This is a genomic window from Streptomyces tateyamensis (genome assembly GCF_003205575.1).
GTDB classification, from domain to species: domain Bacteria; phylum Actinomycetota; class Actinomycetes; order Streptomycetales; family Streptomycetaceae; genus Kitasatospora; species Kitasatospora tateyamensis.
Map to the genome: position 1 here is coordinate 1 of NZ_PYBW01000049.1, position 21,764 is coordinate 21,764.

The following is a 21,764-nucleotide window of genomic DNA, read 5'->3' on the forward strand; positions in this document are numbered from 1 at the left end:
ATCCGGAACAGCGACTGCCCCTGAGCTCCGGTCAGCTGCGCCTGCGTCACCGGCCGTGACACCAGGGAGTCCACCGAGAGCACCGGCCGCCCCTCCTGGTCCGCGACCAGGATCGAGGTGACCTCCTCGCTGCCCTCGCGCCGCACCCGCACCCGCAGCGCGGCCGCGCCCGCGGCGTGCAGGGTGACCCCGGTCCAGGCGAACGGGAGCAGGGTGGAGCCCTCCTGCTCGTCCAGCAGGTCGGCGTGCATCGAGGCGTCGAGCAGCGCGGGGTGCAGGCCGTAGCTGGCCGCGTCGGTGGCGTCGGGCAGGGCGACCTCGGCGAACACCTCGTCGCCGCGCCGCCAGGCCGCCCGCAGGCCCTGGAACTGCGGGCCGTAGTCGTAGCCGCGCTCGGCGATCCGCTGGTAGGCGCCGGTCACGTCGAGCTCGGCGGCACCGGCCGGCGGCCACTCGGCCAGGTCGCCGACGATCAGCGCGTCGGGGGCCGGGGCCAGGAAGCCCTGGGCGTGCAGCACCCACTCCTCGGTACCCTCGGCCCGCGAGTGCACGGTGATCGCCCGCCGGTTCAGCTCGTCGGGGGCGGCGGCGAGCAGTTGCACGGCCACCGCGCCCTCGGCGGGGAGCACGAACGGGGCCGCGATGGTCAGCTCCTCCAGCCGGGGGCAGCCGACCTGGTCGCCCGCCGTGACGGCGAGCTCCACCAGAGCGGTGCCCGGCAGCAGGATGGTGCCGCGGATGGCGTGGTCGGCCAGCCAGGGCAGCTCGGTGACCGACAGGCGCCCGGTGAGCACCAGCTCCCCGCTCTCGGGCAGCTCCAACCGGGCCGCCAGCAGTGGGTGGTCAGCGGGACGCTGGCCCAGCCGGGCGGCGTCGGCGGCCTGGGTGATCTGCGCCTCGGACCAGTACCGCTGGTGCTGGAAGGCGTAGGTCGGCAGCTCGACCCGCTGCGCGCCGCGCCCGGCGAACAGGGCGGCCCAGGTGGTGGCGACGCCGTGGGTCCAGGCGGCGGCCTGGGCGGCGACCAGCTCGCGCTGCTCGCCGCGCCCGGCGCGCAGCAGCGGCAGGAAGACGGCCGGCTGCTCCGCGGTCAGGCACTCCTGGCCCAGCGCGCTGAGCACGCCGTCGGGGCCCAGCTCCAGGAAGGTGGTGACGCCGCGTCCGGCCAGGAAGCCGATGCCGTCGGCGAACCGGACGGCCTCGCGCACGTGGCGCACCCAGTACTCGGGGTCGGTCAGCGAGTCGGCCAGCGTGCCGGTGACGTTGGAGACCACCGGGATCACCGGCTGACGGTACGTCACATGCTGGGCCACCGAGCGGAACCCCTCCAGCATCGGCTCCATCAGCACCGAGTGGAAGGCGTGCGAGACCCGCAGCCGCTTGACCTTGCGGCCCTCGCCTCGCAGCCGCTCCTCGAGGGCGGCGATGGCCGGCTCGGGGCCGGAGAGCACCACCGAGCGCGGGCCGTTGACCGCGGCGACGTCGACCCCGAGGCCGGCCACCTCCGCCTCCGAGGCCTGCACCGCGAGCATCGCGCCCCCGGCCGGCAGCGCCTGCATCAGCGCCGCGCGCGCGGCCGCCAGGGCGGCCGCGTCGGCCAGCGAGAAGACCCCGGCGGCGTGCGCGGCGGCCAGCTCGCCGATCGAGTGCCCGGCCAGGTAGTCGGGGCGCACGCCCCAGGACTCCAGCAGCCGGAACAGCGCGGTCTCCAGCGCGAACAGCGCGGTCTGGGTGTAGAGGGTGCGGTCCAGCAGCTCGGCGTCCTCGCCCCAGACCACCTCCTTGAGCGGGCGGTCCAGGAAGCGGTCCAGCTCGGCGGCGGCCGCGTCGAAGGCGGCGGCGAAGACCGGGAAGGCGGCGTGCAGTTCGCGGCCCATGCCGAGCCGCTGGGCACCCTGGCCGGTGAACAGGAAGGCGAGCTTGCGCCCGTCGGCCTTGGCGGTCAGCTGCTCCTCGCCCTGCTCCAGCGCGGTCAGCGCGGCCAGCGCCGCCTCCCGGTCGGCCACCGCCACCGCCGCCCGGTGCTCGAAGGCGGTGCGCCCGGTGGCCAGCGAGTAGGCGGTGTCCAGCACGGTCAGCGCCGGACGCTCCGTCAGCGCGGCCCGCAGCCGACCGGCCTGGGCCCGCAGCGCCTGCGGCGAACGGGCCGACAGCAGCAGCGGCACGGGGCCGGCCACCGGCTCCACCGCCTCCGCAGCCGCCTGCGACCCGGCGGCCGGCGGCTCCTCCAGGATCACGTGCGCGTTGGTGCCGCTCATCCCGAACGAGGAGACGCCGGCCCGGCGGGGCCGGTCCGCCGCGCTCCACTCCCGGTTCGCGGTGAGCAGTTCCACCGCGCCCGCCGTCCAGTCCACGTGCGGGGTCGGCTCGTTCAGGTGCACGGTGCCGGGCAGCACGCCGTGCCGCATCGCCATGATCACCTTGATGATGCCGGCCGCCCCGGCCGCCGCCTGGGTGTGGCCCAGGTTGGACTTGATCGAGCCGAGCAGCAGCGGCCGCCCGTCCGCCGGGCGGTTGCGGCCGTAGGTGGCCAGCAGCGCCTGGGCCTCGATCGGGTCGCCCAGCTTGGTGCCGGTGCCGTGCGCCTCGACCGCGTCCACGTCCGCCGGGGTCAGCCCGGCGGCGGCCAGGGCCTGCTTGATCACCCGCTGCTGGGCGGGGCCGTTGGGGGTGGTCATGCCGCTGGAGGCGCCGTCCTGGTTGACCGCCGAGCCGCGGACCAGGGCGAGCACGGGGTGGCCGTTCTTCCGCGCGTCGGAGAGCTTCTCCAGTACCAGCACGCCCACGCCCTCCGAGCAGCCGGTGCCGTCGGCGGCGGCCGAGAAGGACTTGCACCGCCCGTCGGCGGCCAGGCCCCGCTGGGCGGAGAAGTAGACGAACATGTCGGCGGTGGTCATCACCGTGACGCCGCCGGCCAGCGCCAGCGTGCAGTCGCCGGCCCGCAGTGCCTGCACCGCCCAGTGCAGCCCGACCAGCGAGGAGGAGCAGGCGGTGTCCACGGTGACCGCGGGGCCCTCCAGGCCCAGGGTGTAGGCGACCCGGCCGGAGACCAGGCTGCCGTCGCTGGTCCCGAAGCCGTAGTCGTGGTACATCACGCCGGCGAAGACGCCGGTGCGGGTGCCGTTCAGCGAGCGCGGGTCCACGCCCGCGCTCTCGATCGCCTCCCAGGCGGTCTCCAGCAGCAGGCGCTGCTGGGGGTCCATGCCGAGCGCCTCCCGCGGGGAGATGCCGAAGAACTCGGCGTCGAACTCGGCGGCGTCGTACAGGAACCCGCCCTCGCGGGCGATGCTCTTGCCGGGCGTGCCCGGGCGCGGGTCGTACAGCCCCGCCAGGTCCCAGCCGCGGTCGGCCGGGAACGCGGTCACCGCGTCCCCGCCGGCCTCGACCAACTTCCAGAGGTCGTCGGGGGAGTTGACGCCGCCGGGGTAGTGGCAGGCCATGCCGACGATGGCGATCGGCTCACTGGCCGCTTCGGTGAGCTGCTGGTTCTGCTGACGCAGCCGCTCGTTGTCGAGCATCGAGGCGCGCAGTGCGGCCACGATCTGGTCGACCGAGGTCTCCATGGGAACTTCGCTGCCCTTCTGCTCAGTTGTTGTCGCTGCCGGCGAGCGCCGCGCGGACCAGGTCGCCGATGTCCATGCTGCTGATCGCTGCCGCCGCCGGGGCCGGCGCCTCGGCGCCGCCCGCCAGCTCCAGCAGCTTGTCCAGCAGGCCGGCCTCGCGCAGCGCCGCCAGCGGGATGGTGTCGATCCGGCGGCGCAGCGCCGCCTCGTCACCGGCCGGGGCGGCCGTGGTGGCCGGGCCGGCCGCGGCAGCGGGCTCCGGGGCGGAGGGCAGCTGCGGCTGCAGCTCCTCCAGCAGGAACCGGGCTAGCGCACCGGGGTTGGGGTAGTCGAACATCAGGGTCGCGGGCAGCCGCATCCCGGTCGCGGTCTGCAGCCGGTTGCGCAGCTCGATCGCGGCCAGCGAGTCCAGGCCCATCTCGGTGAAGCCGCGGCCCAGGTCGATCGCGTCCGGCTCGTCGTGGCGCACCGCCGCGACGTGGGTGCGGACCAGGTCCAGCAGCACCCGCTCGCGCTCGACCGCGTCCAGCGGCGCCAACCGCTGCTCCAGGCCGCCCTGCTGGACCGGCTCGACCGGCTTGGCGGCGGTGGTGGCCCGCGGCGCCTTGCGGGCCGGCGCGGCCTGGGCCACCTCGCGCAGCAGCGGCGAGGTGAGCGCCCCGGAGGCGGCCAGCGCGGCCGCGTCCAGCCGCATCGGGACCATCACCGGCAGTGCGAGCGAGAGCGCCTCGTCGAAGAGCACCAGGCCCTCGGCGGAGGACATCGGCGGCAGGCCGAGCGCGGCCATCCGCTGCTCCTCCAGCTCCGCGTCCACCGCGCCGCCGCCCAGGCCGGTCTGGGTGGTCCACAGGCCGAAGGCGAGCGTGGTGGCGGGCAGACCGGCGGCCTGCCGGTGCTGCGCCAGTGCGTCGCAGAACCGGTTGGCGGCCGCGTAGTTGGCCTGGCCCGCGCCCATCACCAGGCCGGAGACCGAGGAGTAGAGCACGAAGGCCGCCAGCGGCAGCTCCTTGGTGAGCTCGTGCAGGTTCCAGGCGCCGTCCACCTTGGGCCGCAGCACCGACTCCAGCTGCTCGGCGGTCAGGCTGCCCAGCAGGGCGTTGTCCATCACGCCGGCCGCGTGCACCACGGCGCGCAGCGGGTGCTCGGCCGGGACGGAGTCCAGCAGCGCGGCCAGCGCCGCGCGGTCGGCCGCGTCGCAGGCCTCGATCCGCACCTGCGCGCCCAGCGTGCCCAACTCCTCGGCCAGCTCGCGGGCGGCCGGCGCGGCCGAGCCGCTGCGGCTGGTGAGCAGCAGGTGCCGCACCCCGTGCACGGTGACCAGGTGGCGGGCCAGCAGCGCGCCGAGCCCGCTGGTGCCGCCGGTGAGCAGCACGGTCGACTCGCCGTCCCAGGGGGCGGGGCGCTCCGGCTCGCTGGTCGGCACCCCGGTCAGCCGCGGCACCCGCAACTGGGCGCCTCGGACGGCCAGTTCCGGCTCGCCGAGGGCGACCACGGCCGGGGTGATCCGGCCGCCGTCCAGGTCGAGCAGCAGCAGCCGGTCCGGGTTCTCCTGCTGGGCCGAGCGGATCAGGCCCCAGACCGGAGCCTGGGCCAGGTCCACCGGCTCGCCCTCGATGCCGACCGCCTGACGGGTCACCAGCATCAGCTTGGAGTTCCCGAACTTGGGCTCCTCCAGCCACTGCTGGGTGAGCGTCAGGATCTCGCCGAGGACTGCGCGGACCGCGCCGGGGACCTCGCCCTGCGGGGACGACACCTGGTGGATCACCAGCTCGGGCACCGCCGTGGCGGCGGCCAGCGCCGCCAGGTCGGCGTAGCGCGGCAGGTCCAGCCCCAGCTCGCCGGCGCCCAGCTGGGCCCAGGCGCCGGCGGCCGCGTCCTGCGCGACGCCGGTGGTGGTGTGGGTCCAGCCGACCTGGAAGAGCGACTCGCGCTGGCGGGTGCCGGTGGAGGCCGCCGCGGCCGCCGCCACCCGGTCCGGGGTGACGGCCCGCACCACCAGCGACTCGACCGCCAGCACCGGGTTGCCCACGGTGTCGGACAGCTCCAGGCGCACCGCGTCCGAGCCGACCTTGGCGTCCGAGGAGAACCAGTTGATCCGCACCCGCAGGCGCGGCGCACCGCCCTTGAACAGCCGCACCCCGGTCCAGGCGAACGGCAGCTGGGAGGCGCCGATGTCCTGCGGCTTGCGCCCGCCCAGGAAGTCGGTGGCGCTCAGTGCCGCGTCCAGCAGCGAGGGGTGCACCCGCATCTCGGCCGCCTGGTCGCCGGCGTCCTCGGGCAGTGCGACCTCGGCGAAGATCTCCTTGTCGCGCCGCCAGACCGCCTTCAGGCCGCGGAACATCGGGCCGTAGAAGTAGCCCTGGCTGGTCAGGTAGTCGTAGACGTCGCTGATGTCGACCACCTCGGCGCCGGCCGGCGGCCAGGCCCGGTAGCCCACGTCGAAGCTCTCCGGGGTCGGCGGCTCCTGGTCGGCGATCGCCAGCACGCCGGAGACGTGCCGGGTCCACGGCACGTGCGCGGGCGCGTCCTCGACCCGGGAGTGCACGCTGAACGAGCGGCGCCCGCCCTGGTCGGCCTCGCCCACCACGACCTGGATCGCGGTGCCGCCGGTGGGCGGCAGCGGCATCAGGGCCTCGATGGTCAGCTCCTCGACCAGGTCGCAGCCGGCCTCCTCGGCCGCGCGCAGCGCCAGCTCCACGTAGCCGGTGCCGGGCAGCAGCACGGTGCCGAGCACGTCGTGGTCGGCGATCCACGGGTGGGTCTCGATCGAGAGCCGGCCGGTCAGCACCAGGCCGCCGTTCTCGGGGGAGACCACGACGGCGCTCAGCAGCGGGTGCGAGGCCGCCACCTGGCCGATTCCGGTCACATCACTGGCAGTGGCGGGCATGTCGAGCCAGAACCTCCGCTTGTCGAATGCGTACGTCGGCAGGTCGACGCGACGCGGGGAGCGACCGGCCAGCGGCGCGGTCCAGTCGGGGGTGAGCCCCGAGACGTGCAGTCGGGCCAGCGCGGTGAGCAGCGCCTCGCCCTCCGGGCGGTCCTTGCGCAGCGCCGGGACCACGGTGTCCACCTGCTCCAGCGAGGCCTGGGCCAGGGCGGCGAGCACGCCGTCCGGCCCGATCTCCAGGATCCGGGTGACCCCGAGCTCCTCCAGCGCCCGCACCCCGTCGGCGAACCGGACCGCCTCGCGGACGTGGCGCACCCAGTACTCGGGGTCGGTGAGCTGCTCGGCGGTGGCCGGCCTGCCGGTGACGTTGGAGACCACCGCCAGTTCGGGCCGGTGGTAGGTCAAGGTGCCCGCCACCGCGCGGAACTGGGCCAGCATCGGCTCCATCAGCACCGAGTGGAAGGCGTGCGAGACCCGCAGCCGGCTGGTCTTGCGGCCCAGCGCGGTGAAGTGCGCCTCGGCGGCGGCGATCGCCTCCTCGGCGCCGGAGAGCACCACGGAGTTCGGGCCGTTGACCGCGGCGATGTCGACACCCAGGTCCGCGGCGGTGGCCTCGGCCTCGGTGGCCTGCACGGCGAGCATCGCGCCGCCGGCCGGGCGGGCCTGCATCAGCCGGCCGCGGGCGGCCACCAGGGTGCAGGCGTCGGCCAGCGAGAGCACCCCGGCCACGTGGGCCGCGGCGAGCTCGCCGATCGAGTGGCCCATCAGCACGTCCGGGCGCAGGCCCAGCGAGTCGACCAGGCGGAACAGCGCCACCTCGAAGGCGAACAGCGCGCTCTGGGTGAAGACCGTGCGGTTGAGCGCCTCGGCGTCCTCGGCCCAGATCACCTCCTTCAGCGGGCGGTCCAGCAGCAGCGCGTCCAGCCGGGCGCAGATCTCGTCCAGCGCCTCGGCGAAGACCGGGTACTGCTCGTACAGCTCCCGTCCCATGCCCGGCCGCTGGGCGCCCTGGCCGGAGAAGAGGAAGGCGGTCAGGCCCTCGGGCGCGGCAGCGCCGGTGACGGCCTGCGGGTGCTTGGCGCCGTCGGCGATCGCGCGCAGCGCGGCCACCGCGCCGGCCCGGTCGGCGGCCAGCACCACGGCCCGGTGCGGCAGCGCGGCCCGGCAGGCGACCAGCGAGTACGCGGTGTCGGTGAGCCGGTCGGCGGTGCCGGCCAGGTGGTCGGCCAGTGCCCGGGCCTGCTCGGGCAGCGCCTTGGCGGTCCGGGCCGAGATCGGCAGCGCGATCAGCCCGTCATTGTCGTCGAGGACCTCGACGGCCGGGACGTCCGGCGCCTGCTCCAGGATGACGTGCGCGTTGGTGCCCGACAGGCCGAAGGAGGAGACCGCGGCCCGGCGCGGGCGGCCGAGTTCGGGCCAGGCCCGGTTCTCGGTGAGCAGCTTGACGTTGCCCTCGGTCCAGTCCACCTGCGGACTGGGCTTGTCCACGTGCAGGGTCTTCGGCAGCACCCCGTGCCGGATCGCCATCACGGCCTTGATCACGCCGCTGACACCGGCCGCGGCCTGCGCGTGCCCGATGTTCGACTTGATCGAGCCGAGCCACAGCGGCCGGTCCGCCGGGCGGTCCTGGCCGTAGGTGGCCAGCAGCGCCTGGGCCTCGATCGGATCGCCGAGGCGGGTGCCGGTGCCGTGGCCCTCGACCAGGTCCACGTCGTCGGTGGTCAGCCCGGCCACCGTCAGCGCGCGCTGGATCACCCGCTGCTGGGACGGGCCGTTGGGGGCGGTCAGGCCGTTGGAGGCGCCGTCCTGGTTGATCGCGGAGGCCCGGACCACGGCCAGCACCGGGTGGCCGTTGGCCTCGGCGTCGGCCAGCCGCTCGACCAGCAGCAGGCCGATGCCCTCGGCCCAGCCGGTGCCGTCGGCGGCACCCGCGAAGGCCTTGCAGCGGCCGTCGGAGGCCAGACCGCGCTGCTGGGCGAAGTCCACGAAGATGTCCGGGGTGGGCATCACGGTGACGCCGCCGGCCAGCGCCAGCGAGATCTCGCCGGAGCGCAGTGCCTGGCAGGCCATGTGCAGCGCGACCAGCGAGGAGGAGCAGGCGGTGTCCACGGTGACCGCCGGGCCCTCGAGGCCGAGCGCGTAGGCGACCCGGCCGGAGGCGATCGAGGCGGCGCTGCCGTTGCCGACGTAGCCGCTCAGCTCCTCCGGGATGCTGGGCAGCCGGCTGGCGTAGTCGTGGTACATCACGCCCGCGTAGACGCCGGTCTGGCTGCCGCGCATCGCGGTCGGGTCGATCCCGGCCCGCTCGAAGGCCTCCCAGGCGCCCTGCAGCAGCAGCCGCTGCTGCGGGTCCATGGCGAGTGCCTCGCGCGGCATCACACCGAAGAACTCGGCGTCGAACTCGGTGGCGTCGTACAGGAACCCGCCCTCGACCGCGTAGGTCTTGCCGGGCACGCCCGGCTCCGGGTCGAAGATGCCGTCCGGGTCCCAGCCGCGGTCGGTCGGGAACCCGGCCACCGCGTCGCGCCCTTCGGCCACCAGCTGCCACAGCTCGTCGGCGGAGCGGACCCCGCCGGGGAAGCGGCAGCTGATGCCGATGATGGCGATCCGGTCGTCCTCGGCGGCGGCCACCGCGGCCGGGGCCGGGGCGGCCTGCGCCACCGGGGCCGGGGCGGCCGTGGCCAGTTTGCTGCCCAGGAAGTCGGCCACCGCCTTGGAGTTGGGGTGGTCGAAGACCAGGGTGGCGGGCAGTCGGACCCCGCTCGCCGCGGTCAGCAGGTTGCGCAGCTCGACGGCGGCCAGCGAGTCGAAGCCCAGCTCCTTGAAGGCGCGGTCGGCGCCGATCGCGGCGGTGCCGGCGTGGCCGAGCACCTGGGCCACCTGGGTGCGCACCAGGTCGAGCAGCGCCCGCTCCCGCTCGGCCGGGGTGCGCCCGGCCAACTGCTGGGCCAGGTCCGCCGCCTGGGCGGCGCCCGGCCCGGCCTGGGCGCGCCGGGCGGCAGCGCCGCCGGCCAGCGCCCGCAGCAGCGCCGGGACCTCGTCGGTGCGCTCGCGCAGCGCGGCCCGGTCCAGGCCGACCGGGACCAGCTGGGCGTCGGCGCCGGCCAGTGCCTGGTCGAACAGCGCCAGGCCGTCGGCCACCGCCAGGGCCGGCAGGCCCAGCCGGTTCATCCGCTCCAGGTCCGAGTCGGCCAGCGGGCCGCCCAGACCGGTGTCCACCGCCCACATGCCGAAGGCCAGCGCGGTGGCCGGCAGGCCACTGGCGGTGCGGTGGGCGGCCAGCGCGTCCAGGAAGACGTTGGCGGCCGCGTAGTTGGCCTGCCCGGCGGCCAGCACCAGGCCGCCCGCCGAGGAGAAGAGCACGAAGGCGTCCAGGTGCTGGTGCTCGGTCAGCTCGTGCAGGTGCCAGGCCGCGTCCAGCTTCGGGCGCAGCACGGCGGCCAGCCGCTCGGCGTCCAGCGCGCCGACCAGCGCGTTGTCCGCCACGCCGGCCGCGTGCACCACGCCGCTGAGCGGGTGGGCCGGGTCGACCTGGGCCAGCAGCGCGACCACCTCGGTCCGCTCGGCCAGGTCGGCGGCCCGGACCGTGACGGTGGCGCCCGCCCGCTCCAGCCCGGCGACCAGCTCGGCCACCCCGGGGGCGGCCGGGCCGCGCCGGCTGGTCAGCAGCAGGTGGCGCACCCCGTGCTCGGCGACCAGGTGACGGGCCACCAGGGCGCCCAGGCCGCTGGTGCCGCCGGTGACCAGCACGGTCCCGTCCGGGTTCCAGCTCACCGTGCGCCCGCCGTGCCCGGCCTGCACCAGGCGGGGCAGCAGCACCCGGCCGCCGCGCAGCGCCAGCTCGCTCTCGCCGAGCTGGGCGGCGGCGGCCACCAGCGCCTCGGAGGCGGCGGTGCCGTCGGTGTCCAGCAGCAGGAAGCGGCCGGGGTTCTCCTGCTCGGCGGCGCGCACCAGGCCCCAGACCGGGGACTGGGCCAGCGCGCTGACCGCCTCGCCGGTGCGGGCCGCGACCGCGCCCTCGGTCACCACGACCAGCTTCGCTGCGGCGGACCGCTCGTCCGCGAGCCAGTCCTGAACCACCGTCAGCACCTGGGCGGCGACCGCGTGCCCGGCCACCGGCACCTCGGCGGCGCTGGCCGGCACGGTGAAGCGCACCAGCGGAGCGGCCGCCGAGCCGAGCTCGGGCAGCGCGGGCGCCGGGGCCGGGGTGGGCAGCTCGGTCCACTCGACCTTGAGCAGGGTGCCGCTGCGCTCGTCCCGGGCCGCGTCCAGCTGACGGGCCGACACCGGGCGCGAGACCAGCGACTCCACGGTGGCCACCGGCCGCCCGGCCTGGTCGGCCACGTAGATCGCGGAGAGCTCGTCACCGCGCAGCCGGCGCAGGTGCACCCGCAGCGCGGTGGCTCCGGCGGCGTGCAGGGTGACGCCGTTCCAGGAGAAGGGCAGCAGGGTGTCGCCCTCGGCCCGGCCCTCGGCGTCCAGCAGGTCGGCGTGCATCGCCGCGTCCAGCAGCGCCGGGTGCAGGCCGAACCGGGCCGCCTCGGCGTGCGCGCCCTCGGGCAACGCGACCTCGGCGTACACGTCCTCGCCCTGGCGCCAGGCGGCCGTCAGGCCCTGGAAGGTGGGGCCGTAGCCGTAACCGCGCTCGGTCAGGCGCTGGTAGGCGCCCTCGACCGCGACGGGGGTGGCGCCGGCCGGCGGCCAGGCGGTCAGTTCGAAGGCCGCGGCGGCCGGGGCGGCGGTCAGCAGGCCGGCCGCGTGCCGGGTCCACGGGGTGTCCGCGCCCTCCGGGCGGGAGTGCACGGCCACCGTGCGGGCGCCGGCGGCGTCGGCCGCGCCGACCACCACCTGGAGGGTGAGCGAGCCGCGCTCGGGCAGGATCAGCGGCGCCTCCAGGGTCAGCTCCTCGACCCGGCCGCAGCCGACCTGGTCGCCGGCCGCCACGGCCAGCTCGACGAAGCCGGTGCCGGGCAGCAGGATCCGGCCCAGCACGTCGTGGTCGGCGATCCAGCGCTGCGCGGTGCGCGAGAGCCGGCCGGTGAGCACCGCGCCGCCGGAGTCGGCGGCCACCACGGCGGCGCCGAGCAGCGGGTGGTCCACCGCGGTCAGGCCGGCAGCGCCCAGGTCGGCGGTGCCGGCGGGGGCGAAGTCCAGCCAGTAGCGGGAGCGCTGGAACGGGTAGGTGGGCAGGTCGAGCCGGCGGGCGGGCTGGGCGCCGAAGAAGGCCGCCCAGTCGACCCGGGTGCCACGGCTCCAGACCTGGCCCAGGCCCAGCAGCAGGGCCTGCGGCTCGGACCGGTCGCGGCGCTGCAGCGCGGTGCAGGACAGCGCGGGCTCACCCTGGTCCAGCGCGCTGAGCGCGGCGTCCGGGCCGATCTCGATCAGCTCGGCCACCCCGCGCGAGCGCAGGCAGGCCACCGCGTCGGCGTACCGCACGGTGGCGCGGACGTGCCGCACCCAGTAGTCGGCGCTCGCCAGCTCCGGTCCGGCCGGCTCGCCGGTCAGGGTGGAGACCAGGACCGACGTCGGCGCCTGGTAGTCGAGCTGCTCGGCGACCCGGCGGAACTCGTCGAGCATCGGGTCCATCAGCGCGGAGTGGAAGGCGTGCGAGACGCTCAGCCGCTTGGCCCGCCGGTCGGCGAACTGCTCGGCGATCCGGTCGAGTTCGGCCACCGGGCCGCTGAGCACCACGGCCCGCGGGCCGTTGACCGCGGCGAGGTCGACGCCCAGGCCGGTGACCTCGGCCTCGGTCGCCTCCAGCGCGAGCATCCCGCCGCCGGCCGGCAGCGCCTGCATCAGGCGGCCGCGGGCGGCGACCAGCTTGGCGGCGTCGGCCAGCGAGAAGACGCCCGCCACGTGGGCGGCGGCGATCTCGCCGATCGAGTGACCGATCATCAGGTCGGCCTTGACGCCCCAGGACTCCAGCAGCCGGAACAGGGCCACCTCGAAGGCGAAGATGGCCGGCTGGGCGTGCTCGGTGCGGTTCAGCAGCTCGGCGTCCTGCAGCGGCAGCGCCTGGCCGAGCGCGGCCTGCGCCGCGTCGAAGGCGGTGGCGAAGACCGGGTAAGTGGCGGCCAGTTCGGCCCCCATGCCGGCCCGCTGGGCGCCCTGGCCGGTGAAGGCGAAGGCGGTCTTGGCCGGGCGCACCGTGCCGCGGGCCAGGCCCGCCCGGCCGCCCTCGGCCAGCAGCCGCAGGGCGTCGGTCAGTTCGGCCCTGGTGGCGCCGAAGACCACGGCGCGCTCGCCGAGCGCGGCCCGTTCGGTGGCCAGCGCGTGGCCGGCCAGAGCCAGCTGATCATCCGCCAACTCGTCGGCGAAGGAAGCCAGCTGGGCGGCCTGCGCGCGCAGCGCCTCCCCGGTGCGGGCGGAGAGCATCCAGGGCAACGGTCCGGCCGGGGCGGCCGGCGGCTGCGGGAGCGCGGCGGCCGGCGCCTGCTCGATGATCACGTGCGCGTTGGTGCCGCTGATGCCGAACGAGGAGACGGCGGCCCGGCGCGGCCGGTCCACGGCCGGCCAGGCGCGCTCCTCGGTGAGCAGCCGGACCGCACCCGCGGCCCAGTCCACCTGCGTCGAGGGCTGGTCGGCGTGCAGGGTCCTCGGCAGCACCCCGTGCCGGATCGCCTGGACCATCTTGATGATGCCCGCGACACCGGCCGCGGCCTGGGTGTGGCCCATGTTCGACTTGATCGAGCCGAGCCACAGCGGCTCGCCGGCCCGGTCCTGGCCGTAGGTGGCCAGCAGCGCCTGGGCCTCGATCGGGTCGCCCAGCGTGGTGCCGGTGCCGTGGCCCTCGACCACGTCCACCTCGGCCGTGGTCAGGCCGCCGGCGGCCAGCGCCTGCTGGATCACCCGCTGCTGGGAGGGGCCGTTGGGCGCGGTCAGGCCGTTGGAGGCGCCGTCGGAGTTGACCGCCGAGCTGCGCAGCAGCGCCAGCACCCGGTGTCCGTTGCGCCTGGCGTCGGAGAGCCGCTCGAGCAGGACCAGGCCGCAGCCCTCGCCCCAGCCGGTGCCGTCGGCCTGCGCGCCGAAGGACTTGCAGCGGCCGTCGGCCGCCAGGCCCCGCTGGCGGCTCATGTCCACGAAGGTGTCCGGGGTGGACATCACGGTGACCCCGCCGGCCAGCGCCAGCGAGCACTCGCCGGCCCGCAGCGCCTGCACCGCCCAGTGGGCGGCCACCAGCGAGGAGGAGCAGGCGGTGTCCACGGTGACCGCCGGGCCCTCCAGGCCCAGCGCGTAGGCCACCCGGCCGGAGACCACGCTGGCCAGCGAGCCGTTGCCGTGGTAGCCGGCCACCTCCTCGGGCAGCGGGCCCAGCCGCAGGCCCCAGTCGTGGTACATCACGCCCGCGAACACGCCGGTGTCGCTGCCGCGCAGCGCGCCCGGGTCGATCCCGGCCCGCTCCAGCAGCTCCCAGGAGGTCTCCAGCAGCAGCCGCTGCTGCGGGTCCATCGCCTGCGCCTCGCGCGGGCTGATCTCGAAGAACTCCGGGTCGAACATGGCCGCGTCGTGCAGGAAGCCGCCCTCGCGGGAGTAGCTCTTGCCGGGCTTGCCGAGCTCCGGGTCGTACAGGTCCTCGGGCCAGCCGCGGTCGGTGGGGAACGGGGTGACCACGTCGGCGCCCTCGGCGACCAGCTGCCACAGCTGCTCGGGGGAGGCCACCTCGCCCGGATAGCGGCAGGCCATCGCGACGATGGCGATCGGCTCGTCCTGCTCGGCGGCCGGCGCCACGGCGGCGGGCCGGGGCGCGGCCTTGACGGTGGCGGACAGCTTCTCGGCCAGGAAGCCGGCCAGCGCCTGCGGGTGCGGGTAGTCGAAGGTGAGGGTGGCCGGCAGCCGCAGGCCGGTGGCCGCGTTCAGCCGGTTGCGCAGCTCGACGGCGGCCAGCGAGTCGAAGCCGATGTCGCTGAACGCCCGGGTGGCGGCCAGCTCCTCGCCGGCGGCGAAACCGAGCACGGCGGCGGCCTGGGCCCGGACCAGGTCGAGCAGCGCCTCGGCGCGGGCCGCCTCGTCCAGCTCGGCCAGCCGCTGACCCAGCGTCAGCTCGACGGCCACCGCACCGCCCGCCCCGGTGGCGGTGCGGCGCACGGTGGCGGCCGGTGCCAGGGCGCGCAGCAGGGCGGGCAGCGCCTCGCCGCGCTCGCGCAGCGCCTGGCGGTCCACCCGGACCGGGACCACGGTCGGGCGGCCGGCGGTCAGCGCCTCGTCCAGCAGCCGCAGGTTCTCCTGGGCGGAGAGCGGCTCCAGGCCGAGCCGGGCGATCCGCTGCAGCGCGGCGGCGTCCAGCCGCTCGCCCATGCCGCCGGCGCCGGTCCACAGACCCCAGGCCAGCGCGGTGGCGGGCCGGCCGGCGGCGGCGCGGTGGGCGGCCAGCGCGTCCAGGAAGACGTTGGCGGCCGCGTAGTTGCCCTGCCCGGCCCCGTCCAGCACGGTGGCGGTGGAGGAGAACAGCACGAAGGCGGTGAGCGGCTGGTCCAGGGTCAGCTCGTGCAGCAGCCAGGCCGCGTCCGCCTTGGGGCGCAGCACGGCGGCCAGCCGCTCGGGGGTCAGGTCGGCCAGCAGCGCGTCGTCCAGCACACCGGCCGCGTGCACCACACCGGTCAGGGTGTGGCCGGCCAGCGCCGCTTCGAGCGCGGCGCGGTCGGTGACGTCCAGGGCGAGCACGGTGGCCTCGGCGCCGGCCTCGGCCAGCTCGGCCACCAGCTCGGCCACCCCGGGGGTGTCCGCGCCGCGGCGCCCGGCCAGCAGCAGTCGGCGCACCCCGTGTGCGGTGGCCAGGTGGCGGGCCACGGTGGCGCCCAGGCCCTGGGTGCCGCCGGTGACCAGCACGGTGCCCGCGTCCTGCCAGGGGTCCGCGCCCAGGTCCGCGGCGCCGGCGGCGGTCAGCCGCGGCACCCGCAGCTCGCCGCCGCGCAGCGCCAGCTCCGGCTCGCCGGTGGCGACGGCGGCGGCCAGCGCCGCCTCCGACTCGGCGGAGCCGTCGGTGTCGAGCAGCACCAGGCGGCCCGGCTGCTCGGCCTGGGCGGCCCGCACCAGGCCCCACAGCGGCGCCTGGGCCAGGCCCGGCAGCTCGCCGGGACCGGCGGCCACCGCACCGGCGGTGACCACCACCAGGCGGGCCGCGGCGAACCGCTCCTCGGCCAGGAAGGCCTGCACGGTGGCCAGCACCTCGGCGGTGACGGCGTGCGCCGCGGCCACCGGGTCCGCGCCCGTACCGGCGGGGGCGTTCCACCGCACCGTCAGCTCCCCGGCCGGCTCGCCGACCAGCGCGGTCAGCTCGTCCAGCGTGGGCAGCGCGGGCTCGGCGGCCCGGGGCGCGGCCAGCGGGGTCCAGCGCACCTCGTAGAGCGAGTCGGTGCGGGCCGCGCGCAGCTGCTCGGCCGAGACGGCGCGCAGCAGGAAGGAGTCCACGGTGGCGACCGGGGCACCGGTGGCGTCCGCCAGGGCGAGCGCGACCCGGTCCTGGCCGGTGGCGGTGATCCGCACCCGCACGGTGGCGGCGCCGGTGGCGTGCAGGGTCACGCCGGTGAAGGCGAAGGGCAGCCGGGTGGGCTGGTCGGGGTCGGGGACGGCGGCGAAGTCGGTGGCGTGCAGCACCGCGTCCAGCAGCGCCGGGTGCAGGCCGAACTCGCCGGCCTGGCCGGCCACCGGCTCGGGCAGCGCGACCTCGGCGAACACCTCGGCGCCGCGCTGCCAGGCGGCCTTGAGGCCGTGGAAGGCCGGGCCGTAGCCGTAGCCCTGCTCGGCCATCGCGGTGTAGTGGTCCGTCAGGTCGATCGGGTCCGCGCCGGCCGGCGGCCAGGCGGCGAACCCCGGCAGCTGGGCCGGGGCTTCGGCCTGCGGGGCGAGCAGGCCCTCGGCGTGCTGGACCCACGGGGTGTCCGCGTCCTCAGGCCGCGCGTGCACCTGCACGGTGCGCCGCCCGGTGGCGTCGGCCGCGCCGACCACCACCTGCAGCGCCACCCCGCCGGTCGCGGGCAGCACCAGCGGTGCGGCCAGGGTCAGCTCCTCCAGCAGCGCGCAGCCGACCTGGTCGCCGGCCCGCACCGCGAGCTCGACGAAGGCGGTGCCGGGCAGCAGCGCCACGCCGGCCACCACGTGGTCGGCCAGCCAGGGCTGGGCCTGCAGCGAGACCCGTCCGGTGAGCAGCACGCCGTCGGCGCCGGCCAGGGTGACCACGGCGCCCAGCAGCGGGTGGGCGGCGGCCACCTGGCCCAGGCCCGCCGGGTCGCCGGCGGTGGCCCGCGGCGGGCTGAGCCAGAACCGGCGGCGCTGGAAGGCGTAGGTGGGCAGCTCCACCCGGCGGGCCGGGGTGCCGGCGTAGAAGGCGGCCCAGTCGACCTCGGCGCCGCGGGCGTGCGCCAGGCCGAGCGCGGCCAGCAGCTCGCGCTGCTCGTCGCGGTCGCGGCGCAGGGCGGCGGCGAACACGGTGTCGTGCTGACCCTCGGTCAGGCACTCCTGGCCCATCGCGCTGAGCACCGCGTCGGGGCCCAGCTCCAGGAAGGTGTCCACACCCAGGTCGACCAGGGTGCGCAGGCCGTCGGCGAAGCGGACCGCCTCGCGCACGTGGCGCACCCAGTACTCGGGGTCGGTCAGCTCCTCGGCGGTGGCCAGCGCGCCGCTGACGTTGGAGACCACCGGGATCCGCGGCGGGTGGTAGTCCAGGATCCGGGCGACCCGGCGGAACTCGGCCAGCATCGGCTCGATCAGCGCCGAGTGGAAGGCGTGCGAGACCTTCAGCCGCTTGGTCTTGCGGCCGCGGGCGGCCAGCTCCCCGGCCAGCGCGAGCACCGGCTGCTCGGCGCCGGAGACCACCACGGCGGCCGGGCCGTTGACGGCGGCGACGCCGACCCCGTCGGTGAGGCCCATGGACTCCAGCAGGGCGCGCACCTCGGCCTCGGTGGCCTGCACGGCCACCATCGCACCGCCGGTGGGCAGTTGCTGCATCAGCCGGCCGCGGGCGGCGACCAGGGTGGCGGCGTCCTCCAGCGAGAGCACGCCGGCCGCGTACGCGGCGGACAGCTCGCCCAGCGAGTGTCCGGCCAGGTAGTCGGGGCGCACCCCCCAGGAGTCGAGCAGCTTGAACAGCGCGGTCTCCACCGCGAAGAGGGCGCACTGGGCGTAGCCGGTCAGGTGCAGCAGCTCGGCCTCGGGGGTGCCCTCGGCGGCGAACAGCACCTGCCAGAGCGAGCGGTCCAGCTGCAGGTCCAGGTAGCCGATCGCCTCCTCCAGCGCCTTGGCGAAGACCGGGTGGCGGCGGGCCAGTTGACGGCCCATCGCCAGGCGCTGGCTGCCCTGGCCGGTGAAGAGGAAGGCCAGGCGGTGCGGGTCGGTGCTGCCGCGCACCAGGCCCGGGGCGGGGCTGCCCTCGGCCAGGGCGGCCAGCTGGGCGCGGAACTCGGCCAGGTCGCCGGCCACCGCGACGGCGCGCTCGCCGAGGGCGGCGCGGGTGGTGGCCAGCGCGCGGCCCAGGTCGGCCAGGGCCGGCTCGGCGGTGCTGCTGGTGAGCTGGTCCAGCAGGCGGGCGGCCTGGGCGCGCAGCGCGGTCTCGTTGCGGGCGGTCAGCAGCAGCGGCAGCGCGCCCGGTTCGGCCTCAGGGACCGGCTCGGCCTCGGCCGGCTCGGCCGGCGGCTCCTCCAGGATCACGTGCGCGTTGGTGCCGCTGATGCCGAAGGCGGAGACGCCCGCGCGGCGCGGCTGCTCGCCGGCCGGCCAGGCGACGGGCTCGGTGAGCAGCTTGACGTTGCCCGCGCTCCAGTCCACGTTCGGGGTGGGCGCGTCCACGTGCAGGGTGCGGGGCAGCTCACCGTGCTGCATCGCCATGATCATCTTGATGATGCTGGCCACGCCGCCGGCCGCCTGGGTGTGGCCCAGGTTGGACTTGACCGAGCCGAGCCACAGCGGCTTGTCGGCGGGCCGGTCCTGGCCGTAGGTGGCGAGGATGGCCTGGGCCTCGATCGGGTCGCCCAGCCGGGTGCCGGTGCCGTGCGCGTCCACCGCGTCGACCTGGTCGGCCGTCAGGCCCGAGACGGCGAGCGCCTGGCGGATCAGCCGGCGCTGCGAGGTGCCGCTGGGGGCGGTCAGGCCGTTGGAGGCGCCGTCCTGGTTGACGGCGGTGCCGCGCACCACGGCCAGTACCCGGTGGCCCTGGCGGCGGGCGTCGGAGAGGCGCTCGACCACCAGCAGGCCCACGCCCTCGGCGAAGCCGGTGCCGTCGGCGGCGGCCGCGAAGGCCTTGACCCGGCCGTCGGCGGCCAGGCCGCGCTGGCGGCTGAACGCGGTGAACATGCCCGGGCTGCCCATCACGGTGACGCCGCCGACCAGGGCCAGCGAGCACTCGCCGCGGCGCAGCGCCTGGGCGGCCAGGTGGAGCGAGACGACCGAGCCGGAGCAGGCGGTGTCGACGGTGACCGCCGGGCCCTCCAGGCCCAGCACGTAGGCGACCCGGCCGCTGGCCACGCTCGGCGCGTTGCCGGTCATCAGGTAGCCGTCCAGGCCCTCGGGAGCCTCGTGCACCCGCACGCCGTACTCGTGCACCTCGGCGCCGACGAAGACGCCGGCCCGGCTGCCCTTGAGCGAGGTCGGGTCGATGCCGGCCCGCTCCAGCGCCTCCCAGGCGGTCTCCAGCACCAGGCGCTGCTGCGGGTCCATCGCCAGCGCCTCGCGCGGGGCGATGCCGAAGAAGTCCGCGTCGAACAGGGTGGCGGTGTCCAGGAAGCCGCCCTTGGCCACGTAGCTCTTGCCGGTGGCGTTCGGATCCTGGTCGAACATGTTCTCGATGTCCCAGTCGCGGTCGGCCGGGAACGCGCCCAGCACCTCGCGGCCCTCGGCCACCAGCTGCCACAGCTCCTCGGGGGAGGAGACCCCGCCGGGGAAGCGGCAGCCGATGCCGACGATGGCGATCGGCTCGTCGTCGAGCTCGCTGGTGAAGACCGCGGCCGACTCCTCGTCCGCCTCGCCGAGCAGCTCGCCGCGCAGGAACTCGGCCAGCCGGCGCGGGCTGGGGTGGTCGAAGGCCACGGTCGGCGGCAGCGCGAGCCCGGTGGCCCGGTTCAGCCGGTTCTGCAGGTCCACCAGTGCCAGCGAATCCAGCCCCTGGTCCTTGAAGGCAACTTCGGCCCAGACCGTGGCGGCGGCATCCGGCCGCACCTGGCGCAGGGCGGCCAGGGTGTGCTCCAGGACCAGGTCCAGCAGCACCCGGCTCTGCTCCTGCCCGGGCAACGGGGCGATCCGGTCCGTGAGACCGGATCGCTGCTGGGCCCCCTCATCCACGGCCGCGGCGGCCCGAGGGTCGGTAACGAGGCTTTCGGATTCGCTCATCTGCGCGCTCCACGCAATCCCTGTCATCAACGGACAGACGTCATTCAGCTCCGGTCATGCCAGGGCATCACGGAACTGACGGTCGGTTACACCCCTGGGCACCCCAGACCGACCGCCCGTCACCCTGGAGAGGTGATGGGCGGTACCGGTCATCGGATGCCGCTCACCTACTGCTCACGATCGCCCGTCGCTGCTGCTCCGGGGGCAGGCCGCGGCCGCCCGGCAGCACCGCGCACTCCTCGTCGAACTTGCGCCGCACGTACGACAGGTCGGCCAGCAGGCCGCTGGAGCTGACCTGCCGGGCACCGGCCGGGCGGACCAGGTGGCGCAGCGGCAGCGCCCCCAGGTCGGCCCAGCAGAGCCGTCCCGCCTCGTCCAGGTAGGAGGAGGCCCGCCCCCGGTTGTCCGGGTGCAGGCAGTACGGGATGTCCAGCAGCCCGCGCCGGAAGGCCTGCACCAGTGCCCGGCCCGGATCCGGGTCCAGCTCCAGCACCGCCTCCACCAGGGCCCGGGCCTCCAGGTACGTCTGCGACTCCCCGGCCGGCATCCGCGGGGTGCCGGTCCGCCCCAGGTCCGCCGCCTCCGCGGCGTACTCCAGCGCGGCCACGTTCTCCTCGACGGTGGGGATCCGGACCGACTCCGCCACCGTCTTGACGATCACCCGCTCCGAGCCGGTGCGGGCCGCCAGTTCGGCGGCCAGCCCCAGCACCCGGTAGCAGCCGCCGGGCGTGCTCGGGTAGACGCCCATGTAGGCGTAGACGACCACGTGCCAGTTCTCGGTGGGCAGCAGTTCGCCCGCCAGCCGGCGCAGCGCCCAGACCGCCTCCACGTCCTGCTCGTGGTTGGTCTGCTGGGCGTAGCTGAGCGAGAGGCTGCGCACCCCGTGGTGGTGGAAGAAGAGCGCCTCCAGCACGCTGATCGCCACCAGCTCGCTGGGCGGGCACATCTGACCGAGCATGCAGCCGCCGAAGGTCTCCAGGTGCGGTTCCACGCCCTGTTCGCGCAGCGCCGCGTACCGCCGCACCGACTCCTCCCAGTTGCGCACCGAGTCGGCCAGCGGGGTGCGCCCGTACGGCAGGCAGTAGGAGACCGGGCCGCCCTCGGTGGCGTTCAGCCGCAGCCGGATCAGCGCCGCGAAGATCGCCTGCGGCACCGGCGAGCCGTGCCGCACCTGGACCGGGAAGTCCCGCCCGCGCAGGCCCGCCAGCACCTCGGCGGTCTGCCGCTCCGGGTAGCTGACGATCGGGTAGCCGTTGAGCGCGATGCCCTGGCGCAGCGCCTCGGTGACCGCGCCCAGGTCGCCCACCCGGGTGTAGCTGTCCAGCGTGATGGTGCCCACCGTGCTGGCCGCGGCCCGCTTGGTGGCCGCCAGCCCGGCCCGCATCGCGGCCGGGTCGCTCATGCCCATCCGCGGCTGCATCACCGGGGCGTGCGCACCGCGCTCGCGCACGAAGGCGCCGAAGTCCACCGGGGCGAAGGCGGCGAGCTCGCCGTCGGCCGGGCGGACCAGGGTCATGCCGGCACCCCCGGACTGCCGGCGAGCCGGTTCGCACCGGCCGCGGTGTTGATGAAGCGCTGGAAGTCGGCCAGTCCGGTGGCGCCGTCCTGGAAGACCGCGTCGAAGCCGGCCGCGAGCAGTTCGCCGATCTGACGCTCGTTCTGCTCGCCGCCGATGCCCAGCTTGCCGCCGATCACCAGCGGGGTGGCGGCCAGCTCCTGGCAGTCGCGCAGCTTCCCGGCCACCCGCAGGCCGTCCTGGAAGCCGTGCCCGTTGACGCTGCTCAGCACGATCAGCGCGGGCGCCAGCTCCTGGCACTCCTCGACCAGCAGCTCGTCCGGCACGGTGGGGCCCAGGTTGACCACCTGGTACCCGAGTTCCTCGATCAGCAGTTGCAGGAAGACCAGGTTCCAGGTGTGCGAGTCGGACGCGACCCCGGAGACCACCACGGTCGGTCGGCGGTCGGCCACCAGGGCGGCGCCGCCGTGCATCGGTTCGA

Annotated in this window: 3 protein-coding genes and 1 pseudogene; all 4 read right to left on the reverse strand. The window is 76.1% G+C overall.

Annotated elements, in window-relative coordinates:
• Positions 1-3,530, reverse strand: a pseudogene (locus tag C7C46_RS15585) (type I polyketide synthase); the annotation flags it as partial.
• A gap of 55 nt (positions 3,531-3,585) precedes the next feature.
• Entirely contained in the window at positions 3,586-19,767 is a 16,182-nt protein-coding gene (locus tag C7C46_RS15590) for a type I polyketide synthase (RefSeq protein WP_110670032.1), read from the reverse strand.
• A gap of 163 nt (positions 19,768-19,930) precedes the next feature.
• Entirely contained in the window at positions 19,931-21,283 is a 1,353-nt protein-coding gene (locus tag C7C46_RS15595; RefSeq protein ID WP_110670034.1) for a methylaspartate mutase, read from the reverse strand.
• Complete coding sequence (locus tag C7C46_RS15600; RefSeq protein ID WP_110670203.1) at positions 21,280-21,756, reverse strand: cobalamin B12-binding domain-containing protein; 477 nt, start codon at positions 21,754-21,756, stop codon at positions 21,280-21,282. Before C7C46_RS15600 ends, C7C46_RS15595 begins: the two co-directional genes overlap by 4 nt.
• Positions 21,757-21,764: the final 8 nt, after the last annotated feature.